Here is a 20,422-nt window from a genome sequence, read left to right on the forward strand (position 1 = left end):
GCGTCGTCTCCACCCGGCCGACCGCCACAGCTACCCCATCTCGATCGCGTCCGAGACGATCTCCTCGAACCGGTCGACCGTGATACCGTACCGCGTCTCGCCCGCACGCGTTCGCTCCCGCTCCACCGTCGCGACGTCCCGACCGTCGACTCGAATCGTCCACGGATCACCGTGGCGGACGCCGACCCCGACGAGAGTGACGTCGACGTCGTACATGGCCTCGAGACGACGGATCACCGGCTGTACGATCGTTCCGTCCGCGAAACGCGCCGGCAGGTAGGTCGGGCCGTCGGCGGCATCGTGGTCCGCGATCGCACGCCGCCACCAGGCCGGCAGATCCTCGATATCGACGTCCGCGTACGGCCGCTCGCTCGTCGGATCGTACCCGTCAATGTGTCTATCATCCGTCATACTACATGATAGATATTAAATATCAATCGCTGCGACCGATCACAGTTCGAGATAGACGTCGCCGTCCTCGGCGTAGGCCTCGTACACCGGTAGCCGGTATCGGTCGCTCGCAGTGTGGCGACCGTCGGTGATGTCGAACTCCCAGCCGTGCCAGGGGCACGCAACGATCTCGCCGGAGCGATCCCAGACCAGTTCGTCGTCGTTGTCGACCTCGAGCGTTCCGCTCACCAGCCCCTCACAGGCGGGGCCGCCCTGGTGGGGACAGTAGTTCGAAAGGGCCTGATACTCACCGTCGACGTTGAACACGGCGACCTCGCGTCCATCGACGTCGACGACGACGCGGCCGCCCGGCGGGAGGTCAGCCGCGGCCGCCACGCGATGGCGGTTCTCCTGCTCGTCCGTCTCGGTCGTCCCGGCAGTCCCTGTTTCAGTCGGTATGTGGTCCGTCATCGGTTTAGAAGTCGTAGACCTCGGTGGCGGTTTCACCGTAGACGTTCCGGAGCGCCTGGCCGTCGAACTCCGACCGGAGGATCCGCAACAGCGCGTCGGTGTTGTCGAAGTCGAAGTGCGGGTAGTCCGAGGAGAACATCAGGTTCTCGTCCCCGTCGAAGAGCCGCATCACGCCGTTGAGGTACTGTGGGTCGTCGGCGCCCTCGACCGGCTGGCTCGTGAGGTAGAACTGGTCGTCGAGGTACTCGCTGGGGAGCTTCTCGAGCATCGGCGCGTCCCACTTCGCGCCCATGTAGTCGTGGTCCATCCGGCGCATGAAGTAGGGGTACCAGCCGAGCCCGGACTCCTGAACGACGAACTCGAGGTCGGGGAAGCGCACGGGCACGCCCTGTGTCAGCATGTCCGCGAGGTTCGTCTGGTGCATCATGTTGTGCGCGGTCGCGTGCACCGGCAGCGCCCGCGACATCGACTTCCACGTCGAGGGGAACCGGGTCATCATCGTGCCGCCGGCGTTGTGCATCTTGATCGGGAGGCCGGCGCGCTCGCAGGCCTCGTAGATGGGGTAATACCGCTCGTTTCCGAGCGTGGGATCGACCGAGCCGCTCGGGATCATCACGGCCGCGATCCCGTCCTCGTCGGCCCGCCGGTCGACCTCCTCGGCCGCCTTGACGGGCTTCTGTGGCGCGACGACCGCCGCCCCGTAGATGCCCTCGTCCGTGTCGACGATCTCGTCGAGCAGCCAGTTGTTGTAGGCGGTCGCGAGCCCAGCCGCGAGGTCGTCGTGGTGGACCGCACCCAGATAGAGGTTCTGGGTCGGCGTGGCGATCGCCTTATCCCAGCCGATGAACTCCTTGCCGGCGAGGACGTCCTCGCGCGTCCGCACCGTCTCGGAGTCGGCTTTCCCCATCGTCACGGAGTAGACCATTCCGGTGGCGGGATAGACCCGACCGAGGTAGCCGTAATCGTCGCCGCCGCTTGCGGTGAGCATCTCGTCGAACGGGCTCTCGAGGTACGGGAAGAGGTCCTCCTGTCGTTCCGTCAGGTGGAAGTCGGTGTCGACGATCGTTCCGAGGTCGTCGAGCGACCGAACCTGATCGGGTGTTGCCGAAGCCATCGATCGATCCGTCGGCGGGGACGTATTTATACCCGGATTCGATTAGGGATCGGGAAACGACGGAAGAGGCCATAAAACGGCCGGAAACAAGGGTTCGGGCCGCACGCAATGACCGGAGCGACGGCCGAGCAGCACGTGCACGTTCCCGCCCCGTCCGACCGAAGACACTCGGTTCGCCGCGGAATCCGTATCCGAGGAAGAAACGTATATCCATACCGTTTCTCGATCGGAAATCTTTACCGATCCCTCACGAAATCGTCGATACCGATGAACGAGTGGAAGCCAGGCGGTATTGACCCGGAATCCGGCGAGACGACGATAGGAAGTATCGACACGTCGTTCGCCATCGTGACAGCTCTCCGGGAGCGAAACGGCGCCGGCGTCACGGAGCTGGCCGAGGAGACGGGGCTCTCGAAGAGTTCGGTTCACAAGCACCTCCGGTCGTTGGCGAAACACGACTTCGTGGTGAAGGAGGGCGACGAGTACGCGCTCGGACTGCGCTATCTCGATCTCGGGGCACACGTCCGGTCGCGGGTACCCGGGTCGGCGAAGATCAAACACAAGCTGCGCGAGCTGGCCGACGAGACCGGCGAGAGCGCGCAGTTCGCGGTCGAGGAGCGGGGCCACGCGGTGGTGTTGTACCGCGAGGTGAGCCACGGCGGGGTCTACTCGCGGGGCCGGGTCGGCCGCCGGTTTCACCCCCATCAGACCGCTGCCGGGAAGGCGATCCTGGCGCGTCGGTCCGACCAGTGGATCGAGGAGCTGATCGACCGCCAGGGGCTGCCCGCGGCCACGCCGCACACGATCACCGACCGCGAGGAGCTGCTCGAGGAGATCCGCGAGACCCGCGAGCGCGGCGTGGCGTTCAACAGCGAGGAGAGCACCGAGGGGCTCCGCGCGGTCGCGGTCCCGGTGACCGCCCCCGACGGGGACGTGCTCGGCGCCTTCGCGGTCGCGGGACCGACCCACCGGATCAACGGCGACCGGTTCGAGACCGAGATCCCGGACCTCCTCCGGAGCGTCGTCAACGAACTCGAGTTGAACCTGGCACACTCGTGAGCCTGACCCGATTCATATATGATTTTTGAATATTTATATTTATATATGGATATAATTTATTATATTTTATATATTTATAAATAGCTGCGGTCGTTCGAGGCCGAGTGGCGACATCGAACGGTGGGCCGTCCTCGCGCCGCCGACCCGCCATACGAGCGAATTCCTTTAACCGCTGCCGCCGAAACCGGTGGTAACCGATGGAGCTACTCGTCGTGGGTGCCGGGGAGATGGGACGATGGATCGCGGACACGGTTGCGTCCGCGGACGCGGTCACGGATCCCGCCATCTCGTTCACCGACCTCGACGCCGACCGCGCACGCGACGCGGCCGCCGGGCGGGAGGCACGCGCCCTCGAGGCGTCGACGGCGATGGCGGACCGTTTCGAGGTCGTCTGTCTTGCCGTTCCGATCTCCGCGGTCGCGGACGCGGTGGCGGCGTACGCCGACGTCGCCGACGGAGCGATGATCGACGTCTCCGGCGCGATGGAAGCCCCGATCGCGGCGATGCGCGACCAGCTCGATCCGGACGTCGAACGCGCCAGTCTTCACCCCCTTTTCGCGCCGCCCCGCGTGCCGGGGAACGTGGCAGCCGTCGTCGACCGGGACGGGCCGCACGTGACGGCCGTGATCGAGGCGATCGAGGCCGGCGGGAACGACGTCTTCGAGACCACGGCGGCGGAGCACGACGAGGCGATGGAGACCGTGCAGGCGGGCGCCCACGCCGCCATCCTGGCGTGGCGACTGGCCGGCGCGGACGTCCGTGATGAGTTCCACACCCCGGTCTCGGCCGGTCTCGATGACCTCGCCAATACCGTCACCGAGGGCGCACCCGATGTCTACGCGGAGATCCAGCGCGCCTTCGACGGCGCCGAGGGGGTCGCCGACGCCGCCGCCGCGATCGCTGAGGCCGACCCCGAGACGTTCGCGGACCTGTACGAGCGCGCCCGGGGCGAGGGTACCGAACGGGAGCGACACGAGTGATGAGGAGAAATCGATACCGATGATCGACGAGCAGGCCATCCGCGATAGCGCGAAGTACCTCCGAAACGTACGCCCGATCGACCCCGAGGAGGTCGCCGACTACGTGTCCGGCGGCACACATCCGGCGGTCGTTCGGCGGACGTTACGGGAGGCGTCCTACGACCTCGGGCTCCGCGAGCGCGAGGACGGTACCTTCGTTCCGGTGGATCCGGATCCGGTCCCCGATCCGGGATGGAGCCCGGAGGCGTTCCCCGAGATCTACGCAGCCGCTTTGGAGGACGAGCTGGTCGACGAGTACGGAGCGAACTGGCACGTCGGGGAGTCCGGCGACGAGCTTCGGGAAGCGATCCGACGACTCAAACGCGATTACTACCACGAGAACCCGGTCGAGTACGACCGGATCGCGGCGCTCGGGTACGCGATCTATCACCTCCCCGACTACTACGCCGCGATCGGCTACGTCCTCACCGACCTGATCGAGAACGGCCTGCTCGACCGGCGGCTGCGCGTCCTCGACGTCGGCGCGGGCGTCGGGGGGCCGGCGCTCGGGCTGCACGACCTCCTCCCGGCGGACGCCGTGGTGGAGTACACCGCCGTCGAGCCGAGCCCGGCGGCCGACGTGCTGGAGACGATGCTCGGGGCGACCCGGCGAAACTTCCGGCCCGCGATCCGGCGCGAGACCGCCGAGTCGTTCCTCGGACTCGATGACGGCACCGGCGACGACGCTGCCGGCGACGATGGAGACGCCTACGACCTCGTGCTGTTCGGGAACGTCCTCTCGGAGCTTTCCGATCCGGTCTCCGTCGTGACGGCGGCACTCGACGTCCTGGCCGACGACGGATCGATCGTCGCGCTGGCGCCGGCCGACCGGAACACCGCCACCGGCCTTCGTGAGATCGAGCGCGCCGTCGTCGACGAGACGCCGGACTCGGCGCCGGGGAGCGCGGCTGGACCGCCGGATCGGGACGTCACGATCTACGGTCCGACGCTCCGTCTCTGGCCGGGCGCGAAGCCGGAGGACCGGGGCTGGTCCTTCGACGTCCGTCCCGACCTGGCGGTGCCGTCGTTCCAGGCCCGTCTCGACGAGGAAGCCGATCGCGGTCCCACCGACGAACCTGGCGAGTTCGTCAACGTCGACGTTCAGTTCGCCTACTCGATCCTCCGAACCGACGACGCCCGCCGCGTCGACGTCCGAGCCGATCCGGAGCGACACCTCCGGATGGCCGACAGCGAGGCGCACGTCACCGACCGGGTCGACCTGCTGTGTGTCAAGCTGAGCCACGATCTGTCCGACGGCGGCAATCCCCTCTTCAAGGTGAGCGACGGATCCGAGTCCGTCGACCACTACGCGGTGTGTACCCGTGAGACCTCGCTGAACCGCGCCCTGCTGGAGGCCGGCTACGGCGCCGTCCTCGCGGTCGAAAACGTGCTCGTGCTCTGGAACGACGACGAGGGGGCCTACAACCTCGTCGTCGACGACGGGACCGTGGTCGATCTCGTGGCACCCTGACCGGCGTCCGCGCACCCTGACCGGTGTCGGCGCACCCTGACCGGTGTCGGCGATAGCCGCACGATCTGACGGGATGCGTGGCCCTTTACGATCGGGTCCGCACCGATCGGACATGGCCGGGACGCTCGCGTCGATCTGGAAGCGGTATCGATCGGTGGGACTGATCTATCGGATCGCGGTCGCGTTCGTGATCGGGTCCGCCGCAGGGGTCGTCTTCGGCGAACGGATGGTCGTCGTCCAGCCGCTCGGCGACCTGTTCCTCCGGCTGCTCAATATGCTCGTGGTCCCGATCATCGTCTTCACCCTGCTGACCGGGATCCGGCAGCTCTCGCCGGCACGGCTCGGCCGGATCGGCGGCGCGACGGTCGCACTGTACGCGGTCACGACGACGGTCGCCGGCGTGATCGGCCTCGGGGTCGCGAACGTCCTCCAGCCCGGACGCGGGGTGGAGTTCGTCGCCGGCGAGGCCGAGTCGCAGGCGCCGCCGTCGCTGACCGAGGTCGTCCTCGGGATCGTGCCGAACAACCCCGTGACGGCGATGGCCGACGGCAACCTGCTCGGAACGGTCTTCTTCGCCATCGTCTTCGGGATCGCGTTGACCTACGTCCGGGCGAACAAGCCCGAATACGCCGAGAGCGTCGACTCGCTGTTCGAGGCCTTCGAGGTCGGCGCGGAGGCGATGTTCGTCGTCGTCCGCGGCGTGCTCGAGTACGGCGTTATCGGCGTCTTCGCGCTGATGGCGGCCGGGATCGGCACGGAGGGCGTCGGCGTCTTCTCCTCACTGGGCGAGCTCGTGCTCGCGGTCGGGCTCGCGGTCCTCATCCACATCGCAGTCACCTACCTCGGGCTGTTGATGACGGTCGTCTCGGACGTCTCGCCGCTCGCCTTCCTCAGGGGGTCCAAGGACGCGATGGTGACCGCCTTCGCGACCCGCTCCTCCAGCGGGACGCTGCCGGTGACGATGACGAACGCCGAGGAGGACCTCCGGATCGACGAGCGCGTCTACTCGTTCGCGCTGCCGGTCGGCGCGACCGCGAACATGGACGGCGCGGCGATCCGCCAGGCGATCACGGTCGTCTTTGCCGCCAACGTGGTCGGGCAGCCGCTCGCGCTGACCGAGCAGGCCCTCGTGTTGATCGTCGCCGTGCTCATCAGCATCGGCACCGCCGGCGTTCCGGGTGCGGGGATCGTGATGCTGACCGTCGTGCTCACGCAGGTCGGACTCCCGCTCACCGTGGTCGGTTTCGTCGCCGGCGTCGACCCGATCCTCGGCCGCATCGCCACGATGAACAACGTCACGGGCGATCTGGCGGTGGCGACGGTCGTCGGCAAGTGGAACGACGCGATCGACTTCACCACCGGCGTCTGGGCCGACGGGACGGCCGCCGTCGGCGACGCGGCGCCGGCCGACGACTGAATCAGCCGTGAGAACGAGCGTGCGTATTGTGGTAAATCGAGCCTTCCAGCAGTTCATTCACTGCCTTCGATCTCGGAATCGAACTCGAATTCGAGTTGTCCGTCAAGTATGTGTGTTTGGTCGAGCAGCCCCGGCTGAACGAGTTCGACAGTGCTTTCGACAACGAGTCGCTGAGCCGCCTCCGGCCATTGAATGACTGGAAAGTCGATGAATACGGTCTCGTTGGCGAGTTCACCGAATCGATGGACTTCGACGACTGCGGCCCTCCCATCCCGAAATAGTGACACCGACGGGTGGGGCCTGGAGTCCCCCATGAACGGGCCCTGGAGGGAGAGCTGTGGCGGAGTGCCGTCACCGTCCAGTGCCACGAACCGCTGTGTGAGTGACTGCAGTTCGGTGTCTTCAGTGTGTGAAACCCACGTGTTGAAATGTTCCGGAAGGGGTTCAAACCGAGGGTCAACACCCACGACAGCGAACTCCTCGCCGTCTCCGGGGAATTCGAGATACTTTTCGTCATCTCGGGAGTTGTCACTAGTTTTTACAGCTGGTTCCGTGTGTTCGGTTCGCTGTTCAACGGCGCTACAGCCCGCAGTGACAGAGGTGACAGCGGTCAAGGTGGATGCGAGGAGGGCACGGCGACGCATAAGTAGTGGAATCCCAGATAGTAATAATAATGTTATGAAACTATCTCTTCATCCCGAATCTGGATCTTTCTTTTGAGGAGCCAACGACTGACTTCGCGCTGAATGTACACTCTAACTCATATAAATATTACTTGATAGTTAGTACATACTCTCCTGCGCTAAGTCGCTCACCTGGACTGAGCGATTCCCGTTTGGCGTGGGAAGTCTCCTGTGACCTCCTCGGGTTGCGACGACTCGGTTGATCGGGGCTGACTCGATCGACGGCGACCCGATCGCTGACTACCCGGCCGACTCGACCCCGCCGGCGATCGATCTGACCGCCGGGAACAGCGCAAGGGCGATCAGGATCTCCATCCCGCCGACGACGAGGAACGCCGTCAGGTAGTCGAACCCCTCGGTGACGGTCCCGCCGACGAGAAAGCCGGTCAGAAAGCCCAGCGATCCGAACACGTTGAACAGCCCCATCGCGGCGCCGCGCTCGGCGACCCCGACCAGATCCGTCACGAGCGCCATCGTCGCGGGCGCGACCAGCGCGCCGCAGACGCCGACGAGCACCATCAACCCGGCCGCGATCGGGTACGTCGGGGCCAGCCCGACCGCGATGATGACGAAGCCGTAGGCGATCGACCCGACGACGATGGGGAAAAACCGGCCGATCCGGTCCGAGAGCACGCCCATCGGGTACTGGAGAACGGCGAACGGAAGGAAGAACAGCGCCAGCGTGAGGCCCGCGCCAAACGCCGACAGCTCGAAGGCACCCTCCTGGAAGTAGTACACGCCGACCAGCGCGAAGAAGCCGGCGGTAAGTCGGTCGATGAACCCGAACGCGAACGGCACGAGCAGGCCGGGCACGGCGCGGATCCGGGCGAGTACCTCGCGGAACCCCGGATCGTCGGCTGCCGGCGTGTCGGGTCCGGTTTCGGTCATCGTGCCGGCACGGTCGGTCACGGTCGCGGCGAGCAGCGACGACAGGAACAGCACCGTCGCACTCGCGTAGATCGGGTAGAAGGGGTCGACGTCGGCGAGCCGGCCGCCGACGACCGATCCGAGGGCAGCCCCGAAGCCGATCGCGACGCCGGCCGCGCCCATGTTCCGGCCGTGGCCCCCGCCCAGGTCCATCAACATCGTGATGCCCAGCGAGAACGCGCCGATCGTGAACGCGCCGCCGACGACGCGGACGAGCAGCGCCGCACCGAAGCCGATCCCCAGCCACGGCGCGAGCGCGAGCGTCAGATAGGCGGCCCCGCCGCCCGCCGCGCCGAGGACCACGAGCGATGCGCGTCGCCCGAGGGCGTCGCTTACGGCCCCCCAGACGCCGGCGAAGGTGACGAAGGCGGCGAACTCGGCGGCCAGAAACCACATTCCCGCGCTCACGCCGCCCGGCGCGCCGAGCGCGACGACGATGTCGGGAACGCCGGGGTAGACGAGAACCTGCGAAACCAACACGAGCCAGACGACCGCGGCGAGCCGCCGGCGGTCGGCCCCGTGAACCGACCCACCGTCGGCGGCGGCCGGAGCCGATGGGGTGGATGCAACCGTCCCGAGAAGGGATTCGACTACCCGATGGAGGGATTCGACTACCCGATGGAGGGGTCCGACCGCCCGATGGAGGGGTATGACCGTCCCGCAGAGGAACGCACCCGTTCCACAGAGGAACGCGCCCGTCCCGCGGACGTGAGCGATCGGCCGAGCGAGACGACTCATACGTGGTCGTTCGGCGGGTGGATGGAAAGACGCATCGGGACCGGACGGGGCGGGACCGTGACTCCGGTCGCCCGATTGATCCCGGCTACCGGGCGTTCTCGATCGCCGCCGAAACGGCATCGGCGGTCGGCTCCGCGACGGGGTCCCCGTTCACGAACACCGTCGGCGTCCCCTGGACGCCGCGGTCGATCCCGGTCGCCCGGTCGTCCGAGACGACCGGCTCGTACGTGCCGGACTCGCCATCGCGGATCGCGGAACACGGATCGCCGCCGGCCTCCTCCGCGGCGTAGCCCACGATATCCCAGGAGTACGACTCGTGGTGCTCGAAGGCGGTCTTGGCGAACGCGAAGAACGCCTCGTCGTCCTGCCGGTCCTGAACGCCCCGCGCGGCGTTCGCGACGCCCGGCGACCAGGTGTCGTGAACCGGGATCGGGAAGTCCCAGTGCTCGTACCGGATGATCCCGGGATCGACGTACTCCGACTCGATCGTCGGCGCCTCCTCGAGTTCCCAGGTGGCGCAGTGCGGGCACGCGAAGTCCTTGAACACGGCTACGGTGACGTCGGAATCGGGGTCGCCGATCACGGGTCGCGACAGCTCCGAGACGGACTCGGCCGGCGGACTCGTGTCACAGTCGTAGTCGGGGATGTCCGAACCACCGCCGCCGCCGAGACAGCCCGCGACGCCGAGCGTCGCGGCGGTTCCGGCGGACGACAGGACGGCACGGCGGGAAGTACGCATACGTTCGGTTCGGGAGCGCGGACACTTATTCGCACCGAGACCGGTCGCAGCGACGACCCACCGTCAGCCCACGGTCCGACGTTCAGACCCGCTTTGAGCGGGCTTCCCTGACCCCTGCTCCGTCGCGGACCATATCCTCACAATCCGGGCACACGCGAACGGTATCGAACTCCGGCGGGGCGAACACCCGGACGTACCGCTCGGTGACGAACGAGCCACAGTTCCTACATTCCGGCATTACTCCGACATAGGGAATCACCCTAAGTAGTGCTTTGGGCCGAGGCTGATGTCACCGATTCACAAACCGTCGGTCGAGCGGGCCACGTCGCCCGCCGAGGTTAAGACGCCGGCGAGCGTACCGAAGATTATGACCGACACGACCGCGACCGCGACGTTCGGCGGCGGCTGCTTCTGGTGTACCGAAGCGGCGTTCACGGAGGTCGAGGGCGTCGAATCGGTGACGTCAGGCTACGCCGGCGGCGAGACCGACGACCCGACCTACCGTGAGGTCTGTACCGGCGAGACGGGCCACGCGGAGGTCATCCAGGTGGAGTACGACACGACCGTCATCGACTACGGCGAGCTGCTGGAGGTGTTCTTCACCGTCCACGACCCCACCCAGCTGAACCGACAGGGACCCGACGTAGGCTCGCAGTATCGGTCGATCATCCTGACACACGACGAGGAGCAGCGACGGCAGGCCGAGGCGTACGTCGAGGCGCTGTCGGCCGAGGGCGGATACGACGACCCGATCGTGACCGAGATCGAACCGCTGGGGACGTTCTGGCGGGCCGAGGAGAAGCACCAGGACTACTTCGCGAAGAACCCGCAGGACGCGTACTGTCGGATGCACGCCCAGCCGAAGGTCGAGAAGGTTCGCGAGCGGTTCCGCGAGGAGCAGACGGCATAGTTCGGGCAGTGTCGGTACACGCTCAGTGATCGTACCGGAGAGCGGCCACGCTCGGTGATCGTATCGGTGAGCGGCCACGCTCAGTGATCGTACCGGTGAGCGGCGGCCCGCACAGAACGGTACTTCTTTGAGCGACGGCGTGAACGGTCGGACATGGTCACGCTGGGACTGGTCGTCGCGCGGTTCAACGGGTCCGTGACGGAGCCGATGGCGGAAGCAGCGCGGTCGGCCGCCGCGGAGCGGGACGCCACGATCGAACACGAGATCCCCGTCCCCGGCGCCTACGACGCGCCGCTGGCGGCAGACCGCCTCGCGCGCCGCGATGACGTCGACGCGGTCGTCGTCGTGGGCGCGATCGTCACGGGCGACACCGACCACGACCGCGTGATCGGCTCGGCCGCCGCCGAGCAGCTGACGGCGGTGAGCCTCGACCGGGACACGCCGGTCACCTTCGGCGTCAGCGGCCCGGGGATGTCCGGCGCGGAGGCCCGCGAACGGGTCGAGAAGGGTGCCGACGCGACCCATGCGGCCGTCGATCTGGTCGAGGATCTTCCCGACCCCGAGCCGTGATGACGGCCCGACACCGACCACGCTGACCCGACGACTGACGCAACCACACCGACCGGACGCAACCACACCGACCACCGACACCACAGCCCGAGACAACAGATGACCGACGACTTCACCGACCGGATCCAGCGAGTAGAACCGAGCGCGACCCTGGCGATCTCCAACCTTGCCGCCGAGAAGGAGGCGGAGGGTGCCGACATCGTCGACCTCTCCGTGGGCGAGCCCGACTTCGACACGCCGGGGAACATCGTCGCGGCCGGCACCGAGGCCCTCGAGGCCGGCAACACCGGCTACACCTCCTCGAACGGCGTTCCCGAACTGAAGGACGCGATCGCCGAGAAGCTCCGGGGCGACGGCATCGACGCGGAGGCGGACGAGGTGATCGTCACGCCCGGCGCGAAGCAAGCCCTGTACGAGACCGTCCAGACGCTGGTCGAGGACGGCGACGAGGTCGTGCTCCTCGACCCCGCATGGGTCTCCTACGAGGCGATGGTCAAGCTCGCCGGGGGCGACCTCGAGCGGGTCGACCTGGCGCCGCACGACTTCCAGCTCGAGCCCGCGCTCGACGCCCTCGCGGATGCGGTCTCGGACGACACCGAGCTCCTGATCGTCAACTCCCCCTCGAACCCGACCGGCGCGGTCTACTCCGACGCCGCCCTCGAGGGCGTCCGCGACCTCGCCGTCGACCACGACGTGACCGTGGTGGCCGACGAGATCTACGAGCGCATTACCTACGGCGTCGAGCCGACCTCGCTGGCAACCCTCGAGGGAATGGCCGACCGGACGGTCACGATCAACGGCTTCTCGAAGGCGTTCTCGATGACCGGCTGGCGGCTCGGCTACCTCCACGCCACCGAGGAGTTCGTCTCGCAGGCGGGCAAGCTCCACTCCCACTCGGTCTCGTGTGCGACGAACTTCGTCCAGCGAGCCGGGATCGAGGCGCTCGCCAACACCGACGAAGCGGTCGTGGAGATGCGGGACGCCTTCCGCGACCGGCGGGACCTGCTCGTCGACCTGCTGGCCGACCACGGCGTCGACGTCGCCGTCCCCGACGGCGCCTTCTACATGATGCTCCCGGTCGACGAGGACGACCAGGCGTGGTGTGAGGCCGCCATCGAGCAGTCGCACGTCGCCTGCGTGCCCGGCTCGGCCTTTAACGCGCCCGGCTACGCGCGGATCTCCTACGCGGCGAGCGAGCAGCGGCTCCGCGAGGCGATCGAGCGGCTGGCCGACAACGACCTCCTGTAGGGCTCGCCGGTCCCGTCTCTCCGCGGCTCCGCTCCCCGACGGCGCCATTCCACGAGGGTCGGCCACGCACCGCTATCCCTTTGAGGGCGGGGTCGTATGCGGAACGTATGAGCGACGAGCGGGAGGTACTCGACGTACTGACCACGAACGCCCGCGAGAGCACCGCCGACATCGCCGCACAGACCGGCCTCGAGGAGGACGCCGTCGAGGAGGCGATCGCGTCGCTGGAGCGACGCGGCGTCGTCCACGGCTACCAGGCGGTCGTGGACTGGGACCGCGCCGAGACGGAGCGCGTCCGCGCGATCGTCGAACTCAACGTCGAACTCGACCGCGAGACGGGCTACGAGGAGATCGCCGACCGGATCGCGAAGTTCCCGGCCGTCGAGGCGCTCCACCTCGTGTCCGGCGATTACGACTTCGCCGCCGAGGTGGCCGGCGCCTCGATGCAGGACGTCTCCGGGTTCGTCTCCGAGCAGGTCGCGCCGATCCCCGAGATCACCCAGACGGTGACCCACTACGTCATGGAGACGTACAAGGACGGCGGCGTCAGGTTCGGCGATCGGGACGAGGACGACCGGCTCTCCGTGTCGCCATGAACCTCTCGGACCGCGTCACCGACCTCCCCGAATCGGGGATCCGGAAGTTCTTCGAGCTGGCGGAGGCCCGCGACGACGTCATCTCCCTCGGCGTCGGGGAGCCGGACTTCTCGGCCCCCTGGGCGGCTCGTACCGCGGCGATCGATTCGCTCGAACGCGGCCGGACCTCCTACACCTCGAACCGGGGGATCCGCGAGCTGCGCGAGGCGATCGCCGACCACCATCGGCGCTACGACCAGGACTACGATCCCGGCGACGAGATCCTCGTCACCACCGGCGCGAGCGAGGCCGTCGACCTGGCGCTGCGCGCGCTCGTCGACCCCGGCGACGTCGTCGCGATCCACGAACCGACCTACATCTCCTACGGTCCCGGCGTGGAGTTGGCCGGCGGCGAGCCGCTGTCGGTTCCCACGCGCGCGGCCGACGACTTCGCATTGACCCGGGAGCGCCTCGCCGCCGCCGGCGCCGAACGGGCCGACACGCTCGTGTTGTGTTACCCGAACAATCCCACCGGCGCGGTGATGACCGACGAGCAGCTCGCCGAGGTCGCGGCCTTCTGCCGCGAGCACGACATCCAGGTGATCGCGGACGAGATCTACGCGGCGCTCACCTACGGCCGGGACCACGAGTCGATCGCGACCCAACCGGAAATGCGCGACCGGACGGTCGTGGTCAACGGCTTCTCGAAGGCGTACGCGATGACGGGGCTCCGGTTGGGCTACGCGCTCGGCCCCGCCGAGGCGATCGACGCGATGAACCGGATCCACCAGTACACGATGCTGTCCGCCCCGACGACCGCACAGTACGCGGCGCTGGAGGGGCTCCGGTCGTGCGATTCGGAGGTCGCAGAGATGGTGAGCGAGTACGACCGCCGCCGCCGGTTCGTCCACTCGCGGTTCCGGGAGATGGGCCTCGACTGCTTCGAGCCGCGGGGCGCCTTCTACGCGTTCCCCGACTGCGGCGGCGACGACGAGCGGTTCGCCGAGGAGCTGCTGGAGTCACAGGGCGTGGCGGTCGTTCCCGGGTCGGTCTTCGGGGAGGGCGGCAAGGGGCACCTCCGCGTCTCCTACGCGACGAGCATGCGCGAGTTGAAGCGGGCGACCGACCGGATCGAGACGTTCCTCACCGAGCGCCGGCAGACGCCCTAGCGACCGTCTTTCGTTCCGATTCGTTTTTTAGACCCACAGTAGGATAACACTCGATACGATAGGTGGAAATATATTTTCCAACCCATCTGAAATCTCGGATTCATTGCGAAGAGTTATCACGAATGAACCACCACGGAGGAACATGGACTTCGAGCTCACCGACGAGCAGAAACAGCTGCGCGAGGAGGTCCGACGGTTCGCCGACAACGAGATCCGGCCGATCGCGAGCGAGCACGATCGCGAGGAGTCGTATCCGTACGACGTGATCGAGAAGGCGGCCGAGATGGGACTGATCGCGCCCCACGTTCCCGTCGAGTACGGCGGCGTCGGCTACTCGGCGATCGAGAACGCGATCATCATCGAGGAGCTGTTCGCGGTCGACCCGGGGATCGGGCTGAGCATCTCCGGCGCCGGATTCGGCGCGGAGGCGATCATGGAGTTCGGGACCGAGGAACAGAAGGAGGAGGTCCTCCCCGCGGTCACCAGCGGCGAGTCGCTGCTGGGGTCGGCGATCAGCGAACCGCAGGCCGGATCCGACGTCACGTCGATCGCGACGCGGGCCGAAAAGGACGGCGACGAGTGGGTGATAAACGGGTCGAAGATGTGGATCACCAACGGGACGGTGGGCGACTACTTCGTCGTCCTGTGTGAGACCGATCCGGAGATCGAGGACCGCTACTCGGGGTACTCGCAGATCCTCGTCGAGGCCGACCGGGACGGCTTCGAGGCCGAGAAGATCACCGGCAAGATGGGCGTCCGCGCGAGCGACACCGCGGAGGTCTACCTCGACGACGTCCGAGTGCCCGAGGAGAACCTGGTCGGCCAGCGGGGGATGGGCTTTCTCCAGCTGATGCAGTTCTTCGACGAGACCCGAACCGCCATCGCCGCCCAGGGCGTCGGGATCGCCAAGGGGGCGACCGAGCGCGCGCTCGAGTACGCACAGGAACGCGAGCAGTTCGACCGCCCGATCAGCGACTTCCAGGCGATCAAACACAAGCTCGCCGAGATGCGCACGAACACCGAGGCGGCGCGTTGGCTCACCTACTGCTCCGCGTGGTCGGTCGACGCCGACCCCGACCGGGCCACCGCGCTCGCCTCGATGGCCAAGGAGTTCTCCTCGCGGATCGCGGTCGAGGCCGCCGACGAGGCCGTCCAGATCCACGGCGGCGCCGGCTACGTCGACGACCACGACGTCGAGCGGCTCTACCGCGACGCGAAGATCACCCAGATCTACGAGGGGACGACCGAGATCCAGAAGAACATCATCGCCCGGGAACTGCTCGGCGACGGGATCGGAGTCTGAGCGTTCCGAAGCGCGGTCAGCAGGGCACCGCGGACGGGCTCAGCGGACGCCCATCTCGTCGAGCCGCTCGGGGAGATAGGTGTCGGTGACGAAATCGAGTCCGCGGCTCGCCAGCGCCTGCTGTTCGGACTTCTTGCCGATGTCGAGTTGCAGCTCGATCTGTTCCTCCCAGTAGTCGGTCTGGAAGCGTGGGTCCTCGAGCTCCGATTCGAGGGCGTTCACGTCGGAGTCGGAGAGGGGATCGCTGGGTAGGTCGTACTCGACGATGTCCGCCGGCCGAATGCCGATGAACCGCGCGTCCGGCGTCGCGAGGTACTCCGAGAGGTGTGCGGACTTGATCGAGCCGTACGCCACCGAGCCGAAGATGCGGTAGGACCACGGGTCGCCGTCGGTGAAGACGACCACCGGCAGGTCGAGCTCGTCGTTGAGCCGCCGGGTGATCCGGCGGGTCGCGCGCGCGGGCTGGCCCTTGAGGTGGACGACGAGACAGTTGTAGTCGTCGTCGAAGCCGTTCTCCACGAGCCGGTCGCGCATCCCGCCGGTCTCGACGCAGAGGACGAAGTCGACGTCGTGGTCGAGGAACTCGATCATGTCCGGGTTGTTGGGGATCTGGTAGCCCCCCTCGCCGACGTCCTCCTGACAGTGGATCTCCCGTTCGCCGCGGCGGGTCTGCTCGCGGAGCCGCAGCGGCCCCATCAGGGTCGCGCCCGACTCCTCCGGACGCATGTGGAAGTCCTCGCGGGTGACCCCGGAGACGATCTCCAGGTCCTCGACGAGATCGTTCGACTCGTCCTGGCTCGTGAACTGCGCCTCGTCGTTGTCCCACGACTCCGAGAGGTAGTACAGCTCACGCAGGGTGGAGGACCGTCCCTCCTCGAGCTGGTCCGCGAGGAACTCGATCGTGTAGACCGCCTTCAGCAGCTTCCGGGCGCCGCGCACGGAGTTCGCGCTCCGCGTCGAGGTGCGGTCGCCGTAGGTCCAGACGCCGCTTTCGGGGTCGTACTCGATGTTGCTTTTCGTTCGCGTCGGCAGGGTCATCTCCGGGATCTGCCCGCCAGCGAACTGGTCGTAAAACTCGGCCGCAAGGTCGATGAGCTGCGCTCGTGCGTCCTGGTCGTTGGTTGCCATCAGGCGTTCACCGTGAGTTTCTCGGCTTCGACGCCGTCGACGCTCACGTCGAAGTCGGCGTCGTCAGCCACCGTGTACGTCAACGTTGCCTCTTCGCCGGCCGGGACGGTCGGTTTCCACTGCAGGAACCACTCGCCGTCCATATCCACGACCGTCCCGTCGGAGGGATCGGTCGGTTTCGCCGAGACGATGTCCGTGATCTCGAGGTCCTCGTTCGTGTCCGAATGGTTCTCCACCCGGAGCGTGACGGCGACCTCGTCGTCGCCGTCGAACTCGCGTTCGACGCTGACGTTGTTCATGATGCGTGCGAGCGCGCCGTCGATGTCGGGACGCTCGCGGCCGGTCACCTCCGCGACCTTGTCGGCCATCTCCGGGAGGATGCGCCCGAGGACGTCCTGTTTCTCCCGGCGCTTTTGCATCGAGCGCCGCTTGTTGAGGAACGACTTCAGCTCCCGGGCCGCCTCCCGGATGGCGAGTTCGATCTCGTCCTCGATCTCCGGGATGTTCGCGAGCGCGTCCTTCGACTCGCTCGTGAACGGAACGTTCGTGGAGGCGACGTGGACCATGATCACCGCCGGCCCGCTCGGCAGTCCGCTGCCGCCGGGCTGGTCCAGCCCGTAGTTGCGCCAGCCGATCGACTTGATCACGTCCGTCGTCGCGCATGCGCCGCGCTGGTAGACCAGCGGGACCCGATTCGCAAAGCGCATCACCTCGACGCTGCCGTCGGCCGGGATCTCGCCGCCGTAGGCGATCCCCGCCTCGACGATGAAGGGGTCGCCGCCGTGGACCTCGGCGTCCCGCGTCGCGGCCGCATAGAAGTCCGCGGTGAACTCCTTCCGGAGTCCCGCCTCGACGAGATCCGCGGTGATCGGCGCCAGGCAGTCGGTCGGCGGCGCCAGGATGTCCGTCTCGCGCATCGCCTCCAACAGCTCCGCGGCGGCGTCGCGGTTTCCGGCCACCGCGTCCACGTTCGGCGGGTCGTCGGGAACCGTCTCCATCAGCGACCAGAGCGCGTCGGCGACGTTCTCCCGGGCGGTCTCGCCGAAGCTGACGTCCCGCTGGTCGACCACGAAGGTCGCGGCGTCGGCGATCTCGCGCTCGAGGTTCGCGCGGGTGAACCGAAACCGTTCGTCGCCGCCGTTCGCGAACCGGCGCGCGAGCGCCTCGGCGACCGCTCGAACCGTCCCGTCGTCCTTACGCGTGCTCGTCGCGTCCTCGATGACCGCGTGAAGGTCGGCGGTGAGAAGGTCACGCGTCTCGTCGTCGGCCGCGTCCTCGGCGTCGCCGTAGGCGGTGATCTCGGTCCAGGCGGCCGCGATCGCGTTCTCGCGGACCGTCGCACCGAACGTCTTGTCGGTGTCGGCCGCGACCTCCTCGGCGACCGTCTCGACGATCCCGACCAGCTCGGCGTGAGCGATCCGGTCGTGGTTGCCGACCGTCTCCGCCACCCGGCTCGCGAACGCGTCGGTGGCCGCGGCGCCCTTGTTGGAGACCGCGTCCGCGACCGCCGCCGCGACGTCGGCGTCCTCGTGGGCGTCGGGCGGCCGCCAGGCCAGCTCCCGGCCGAAGTGCCGGTCGCGAAAGTTCGCGAGCACGGAGTCGGCCGTCTTCTTTCCGACGCGGGTGAACTCCTCCTGGAGGAACCCGGAGATCGAGTAGGAGTCGGTCGCCTCCAGCATCTTGATGAGCGTCCCCAGCTCGACGCCGTGGGGATGGGGCCGGATCTCCGAGGTCTCCGCCGGCAGCTGATCGGTCCCACGCTCGAACTTCAGCGGCTCGTCGAGACCGGGCTCGCGGAGTTCGATCCGGGCGTGAGGGTTGACGACCGCCGTGTGTTTGATGTAATCGTGCAGCTGCGACCGTGCGCGCATGTTCGCCTCCATCTCGAGCTCGATGCGCGTCCCGTGCGGGCGGTCCCAGCTCGTTTCCTCGTCGGCCTTGATCTCCGGCTCGTTCGTGTCGGTGTCGATTATCAGCTCGAAGTACTGGGCCCGCGACTGCCCCTTGGGCCGCGAGGTGATCTTCGCCGGTTGTCCGGAAGTGAGCTGAGAGTACAGCACAGCCGCTGAGATACCGATCCCCTGTTGACCGCGACTCTGCTCACGGGTGTGAAAACGACTCCCATACAGCAGCTTTCCGAAGACCTTCGGGAGCTGTTCCTTCGTGATCCCGGGCCCGTTGTCCTCGATCACGAGGCGGTAGTAGTCGCCCACCTCGGTGATCTCGACGTAGATGTCCGGGAGCACGCCGGCCTCCTCGGTCGCGTCGAGGGCGTTGTCGACGGCCTCCTTCACCGCCGTCACCAGCCCGCGAGCGCCCGAGTCGAACCCGAGCATGTGTTTGTTCTTCTCGAAGAACTCGGCGATGGAGATCTCGCGTTGGCCAGCGGCCAACTCCTCGGCGATCCCCTCCTCCTCGCCGAGCGTCGACTGGATGGACGTCATTCGGTGGAAGGGTCTTACCCAGTCGGGGTTAAAACCCCTCCGGCGGCGAGGTGAAAGTGGAATCGACGGATCGAGACGCGGATTCAGCCGAACGTCGGACCGACAACCATCGGAATCTCAGACGACCAGCAGCTCGTCGACGACCACGAGCAGGGCGAAGCCGACGAGGAACGCCGCGGTGGCCGCGTCGGCGTACCCGTGACCGTGCGAGGAGGGGATCATCTCCCGGAAGACGACCGCCATCATCGCCCCGGCCGCGAACCCGGCGGCGACCGGGAAGATCCCCGTCGCGAACGAGACGAGGAAGAACCCGACGATCGCGGCGGTGACCTGCGGGACCAACCCCGAAAGCGTCGTATAGACGAGCACACGGCCGTTCGAGAGTCCGGTCTCACCGAACGGGACCGCGAAGGCGAAGCCGTCCGGGACGTTCTGGAGGCCGATGACGACCGCGAGCAGGAGCGCGACGTCCTCGAGTCCCGAGGCGAAGGCGACGCCCATCGCGAGCCCCTCGGGGGCGTTGTGGAGGACGATCGCCGTGCCGATGAGCAGGGCACGGCGGGCACGTGAGGCGATCGCGAGGTCGTCGACCGATTCCGCCGGATCATCCGTTCCGGCAACCGTTCCGCGCTCCCATCCCCACTCGCCACCCTCCCGACGCCATCCGACGTACCGAGCGTGGAGGTGCGGGATGAGCCGGTTCCCGCCCAGAAGGACGAAGCCGCCGAGGAACACGCCCGACATCACGGCGAAGAGCGTCCCCTGCTCCATCCCCGGCAGGATCAATCCGAAGACGCTGGCGGCGATCATGATCCCCGCCGCGAGTCCGAGCGCGGCGTCGTACGTCCGGTGTGAGACCGTCGCCCGCACGAACACCGGGAGCGCGCCGACGCCGGTGATCGCCCCCGCGACGGTCGTCACGACCAGCATCGTCGCGAACTCGTTCATACGGCGTCATCGGCCAGGGCGGGTAAATAGCTCCGGGCACCAGGGCGGGTACATAGTGCCCTCCGGGCATCTTCACGCGCCCGCGCGTGAGAGGCTTTA

20 protein-coding genes are annotated in these 20,422 nt (G+C 67.3%); 10 read left to right on the forward strand and 10 right to left on the reverse strand.

What is annotated here, in order from left to right; translation table 11 throughout:
* Positions 1 to 30: 30 nt before the first annotated feature.
* The 3 genes from CPZ00_RS00620 to CPZ00_RS00630 are packed head-to-tail and all read right to left on the reverse strand — an operon-like array spanning position 31 to position 1,975.
* The gene (locus tag CPZ00_RS00620; protein ID WP_096388901.1) at positions 31 to 411 is read right to left on the reverse strand and encodes a hypothetical protein; all 381 of its coding nucleotides are present in this window, start codon (positions 409 to 411) and stop codon (positions 31 to 33) included.
* Positions 412 to 450: 39 nt separating this feature from the next.
* Positions 451 to 861: a Rieske (2Fe-2S) protein gene (locus CPZ00_RS00625; RefSeq protein ID WP_096388902.1), complete on the reverse strand. Its 411-nt coding sequence runs from the start codon at positions 859 to 861 to the stop codon at positions 451 to 453.
* 4 nt (positions 862 to 865) lie between these two features.
* Positions 866 to 1,975, reverse strand: coding sequence for an amidohydrolase family protein (locus CPZ00_RS00630; protein WP_096388903.1), 1,110 nt, complete (start codon positions 1,973 to 1,975; stop codon positions 866 to 868).
* Positions 1,976 to 2,242: 267 nt separating this feature from the next.
* Here CPZ00_RS00630 and CPZ00_RS00635 point away from each other — a divergent pair, with 267 nt between their 5' ends.
* The 4 genes from CPZ00_RS00635 to CPZ00_RS00650 all read left to right on the forward strand — a co-directional run bounded on the left by CPZ00_RS00635 (position 2,243) and on the right by CPZ00_RS00650 (position 6,941).
* On the forward strand, positions 2,243 to 3,034 hold the full coding sequence (locus tag CPZ00_RS00635; RefSeq protein ID WP_096388904.1) for an IclR family transcriptional regulator: 792 nt from the start codon (positions 2,243 to 2,245) through the stop codon (positions 3,032 to 3,034).
* Positions 3,035 to 3,231: 197 nt separating this feature from the next.
* Positions 3,232 to 4,014, forward strand: a complete 783-nt coding sequence (locus CPZ00_RS00640; protein WP_096388905.1) for an NAD(P)-binding domain-containing protein — start codon at positions 3,232 to 3,234, stop codon at positions 4,012 to 4,014.
* Between the two features lie 19 nt (positions 4,015 to 4,033).
* Positions 4,034 to 5,524: a small ribosomal subunit Rsm22 family protein gene (locus CPZ00_RS00645; RefSeq protein WP_096388906.1), complete on the forward strand. Its 1,491-nt coding sequence runs from the start codon at positions 4,034 to 4,036 to the stop codon at positions 5,522 to 5,524.
* A 112-nt stretch (positions 5,525 to 5,636) separates the two neighbouring features.
* On the forward strand, positions 5,637 to 6,941 hold the full coding sequence (locus CPZ00_RS00650) for a dicarboxylate/amino acid:cation symporter (RefSeq protein ID WP_096388907.1): 1,305 nt from the start codon (positions 5,637 to 5,639) through the stop codon (positions 6,939 to 6,941).
* 53 nt (positions 6,942 to 6,994) lie between these two features.
* Here CPZ00_RS00650 and CPZ00_RS00655 read toward each other — a convergent pair whose 3' ends face one another.
* From CPZ00_RS00655 to CPZ00_RS16205, 4 genes are all read right to left on the reverse strand, one after another.
* On the reverse strand, positions 6,995 to 7,585 hold the full coding sequence (locus tag CPZ00_RS00655) for a hypothetical protein (protein ID WP_096388908.1): 591 nt from the start codon (positions 7,583 to 7,585) through the stop codon (positions 6,995 to 6,997).
* A 279-nt stretch (positions 7,586 to 7,864) separates the two neighbouring features.
* On the reverse strand, positions 7,865 to 9,289 hold the full coding sequence (locus CPZ00_RS00660) for an MFS transporter (RefSeq protein WP_096388909.1): 1,425 nt from the start codon (positions 9,287 to 9,289) through the stop codon (positions 7,865 to 7,867).
* 85 nt (positions 9,290 to 9,374) lie between these two features.
* The gene (locus tag CPZ00_RS00665) at positions 9,375 to 10,028 is read right to left on the reverse strand and encodes a thioredoxin domain-containing protein (RefSeq protein ID WP_096388910.1); all 654 of its coding nucleotides are present in this window, start codon (positions 10,026 to 10,028) and stop codon (positions 9,375 to 9,377) included.
* Between the two features lie 82 nt (positions 10,029 to 10,110).
* A complete protein-coding gene (locus tag CPZ00_RS16205) occupies positions 10,111 to 10,266 on the reverse strand; it encodes a DUF7563 family protein (RefSeq protein ID WP_021074315.1) in 156 nt (51 codons plus the stop codon).
* Between the two features lie 129 nt (positions 10,267 to 10,395).
* Between CPZ00_RS16205 and msrA the strand changes: the two genes are divergently transcribed.
* From msrA to CPZ00_RS00695, 6 genes are all read left to right on the forward strand, one after another.
* Complete coding sequence (gene msrA / locus CPZ00_RS00670; RefSeq protein ID WP_096388911.1) at positions 10,396 to 10,938, forward strand: peptide-methionine (S)-S-oxide reductase MsrA; 543 nt, start codon at positions 10,396 to 10,398, stop codon at positions 10,936 to 10,938.
* A gap of 153 nt (positions 10,939 to 11,091) precedes the next feature.
* Positions 11,092 to 11,508, forward strand: a complete 417-nt coding sequence (gene ribH / locus CPZ00_RS00675) for a 6,7-dimethyl-8-ribityllumazine synthase (protein WP_096388912.1) — start codon at positions 11,092 to 11,094, stop codon at positions 11,506 to 11,508.
* A gap of 99 nt (positions 11,509 to 11,607) precedes the next feature.
* Complete coding sequence (locus tag CPZ00_RS00680) at positions 11,608 to 12,756, forward strand: pyridoxal phosphate-dependent aminotransferase (protein ID WP_096388913.1); 1,149 nt, start codon at positions 11,608 to 11,610, stop codon at positions 12,754 to 12,756.
* A 107-nt stretch (positions 12,757 to 12,863) separates the two neighbouring features.
* Positions 12,864 to 13,352 (forward strand): Lrp/AsnC family transcriptional regulator, encoded by a 489-nt coding sequence (locus tag CPZ00_RS00685; protein WP_096388914.1) that lies wholly within the window; start codon positions 12,864 to 12,866, stop codon positions 13,350 to 13,352.
* Complete coding sequence (locus tag CPZ00_RS00690) at positions 13,349 to 14,500, forward strand: pyridoxal phosphate-dependent aminotransferase (protein WP_096388915.1); 1,152 nt, start codon at positions 13,349 to 13,351, stop codon at positions 14,498 to 14,500. Before CPZ00_RS00685 ends, CPZ00_RS00690 begins: the two co-directional genes overlap by 4 nt.
* Positions 14,501 to 14,642: 142 nt before the next feature.
* Positions 14,643 to 15,803 carry an acyl-CoA dehydrogenase family protein gene (locus tag CPZ00_RS00695; RefSeq protein ID WP_096388916.1) on the forward strand — a complete coding sequence of 387 codons (1,161 nt, stop codon included), beginning with the start codon at positions 14,643 to 14,645 and terminating at the stop codon, positions 15,801 to 15,803.
* A gap of 39 nt (positions 15,804 to 15,842) precedes the next feature.
* Here the strand turns inward: CPZ00_RS00695 and CPZ00_RS00700 are convergent, their stop codons facing one another.
* The 3 genes from CPZ00_RS00700 to CPZ00_RS00710 form a co-directional block, all read right to left on the reverse strand.
* Positions 15,843 to 16,931, reverse strand: coding sequence for a DNA topoisomerase IV subunit A (locus CPZ00_RS00700; protein ID WP_096388917.1), 1,089 nt, complete (start codon positions 16,929 to 16,931; stop codon positions 15,843 to 15,845).
* Complete coding sequence (locus CPZ00_RS00705; RefSeq protein ID WP_096388918.1) at positions 16,931 to 19,375, reverse strand: DNA topoisomerase VI subunit B; 2,445 nt, start codon at positions 19,373 to 19,375, stop codon at positions 16,931 to 16,933. The genes CPZ00_RS00700 and CPZ00_RS00705 overlap by 1 nt, the downstream gene beginning before the upstream one ends.
* 117 nt (positions 19,376 to 19,492) lie before the next feature.
* The gene (locus CPZ00_RS00710) at positions 19,493 to 20,323 is read right to left on the reverse strand and encodes a ZIP family metal transporter (protein WP_096388919.1); all 831 of its coding nucleotides are present in this window, start codon (positions 20,321 to 20,323) and stop codon (positions 19,493 to 19,495) included.
* Positions 20,324 to 20,422: the final 99 nt, after the last annotated feature.

The sequence above is a fragment of the Halopenitus persicus genome, from assembly GCF_002355635.1.
Lineage (GTDB): Archaea > Halobacteriota > Halobacteria > Halobacteriales > Haloferacaceae > Halopenitus > Halopenitus persicus_A.

Coding starts and splice junctions, on each gene's coding strand:
- CPZ00_RS00620 (WP_096388901.1), bottom strand. CDS start 411: ATGACGGATGATAGACACATTGACGGGTACGATCCGACGAGCGAGCGG.
- CPZ00_RS00625 (WP_096388902.1), bottom strand. CDS start 861: ATGACGGACCACATACCGACTGAAACAGGGACTGCCGGGACGACCGAG.
- CPZ00_RS00630 (WP_096388903.1), bottom strand. CDS start 1,975: ATGGCTTCGGCAACACCCGATCAGGTTCGGTCGCTCGACGACCTCGGA.
- CPZ00_RS00635 (WP_096388904.1), top strand. CDS start 2,243: ATGAACGAGTGGAAGCCAGGCGGTATTGACCCGGAATCCGGCGAGACG.
- CPZ00_RS00640 (WP_096388905.1), top strand. CDS start 3,232: ATGGAGCTACTCGTCGTGGGTGCCGGGGAGATGGGACGATGGATCGCG.
- CPZ00_RS00645 (WP_096388906.1), top strand. CDS start 4,034: ATGATCGACGAGCAGGCCATCCGCGATAGCGCGAAGTACCTCCGAAAC.
- CPZ00_RS00650 (WP_096388907.1), top strand. CDS start 5,637: ATGGCCGGGACGCTCGCGTCGATCTGGAAGCGGTATCGATCGGTGGGA.
- CPZ00_RS00655 (WP_096388908.1), bottom strand. CDS start 7,585: ATGCGTCGCCGTGCCCTCCTCGCATCCACCTTGACCGCTGTCACCTCT.
- CPZ00_RS00660 (WP_096388909.1), bottom strand. CDS start 9,289: ATGAGTCGTCTCGCTCGGCCGATCGCTCACGTCCGCGGGACGGGCGCG.
- CPZ00_RS00665 (WP_096388910.1), bottom strand. CDS start 10,028: ATGCGTACTTCCCGCCGTGCCGTCCTGTCGTCCGCCGGAACCGCCGCG.
- CPZ00_RS16205 (WP_021074315.1), bottom strand. CDS start 10,266: ATGCCGGAATGTAGGAACTGTGGCTCGTTCGTCACCGAGCGGTACGTC.
- msrA (WP_096388911.1), top strand. CDS start 10,396: ATGACCGACACGACCGCGACCGCGACGTTCGGCGGCGGCTGCTTCTGG.
- ribH (WP_096388912.1), top strand. CDS start 11,092: ATGGTCACGCTGGGACTGGTCGTCGCGCGGTTCAACGGGTCCGTGACG.
- CPZ00_RS00680 (WP_096388913.1), top strand. CDS start 11,608: ATGACCGACGACTTCACCGACCGGATCCAGCGAGTAGAACCGAGCGCG.
- CPZ00_RS00685 (WP_096388914.1), top strand. CDS start 12,864: ATGAGCGACGAGCGGGAGGTACTCGACGTACTGACCACGAACGCCCGC.
- CPZ00_RS00690 (WP_096388915.1), top strand. CDS start 13,349: ATGAACCTCTCGGACCGCGTCACCGACCTCCCCGAATCGGGGATCCGG.
- CPZ00_RS00695 (WP_096388916.1), top strand. CDS start 14,643: ATGGACTTCGAGCTCACCGACGAGCAGAAACAGCTGCGCGAGGAGGTC.
- CPZ00_RS00700 (WP_096388917.1), bottom strand. CDS start 16,931: ATGGCAACCAACGACCAGGACGCACGAGCGCAGCTCATCGACCTTGCG.
- CPZ00_RS00705 (WP_096388918.1), bottom strand. CDS start 19,375: ATGACGTCCATCCAGTCGACGCTCGGCGAGGAGGAGGGGATCGCCGAG.
- CPZ00_RS00710 (WP_096388919.1), bottom strand. CDS start 20,323: ATGAACGAGTTCGCGACGATGCTGGTCGTGACGACCGTCGCGGGGGCG.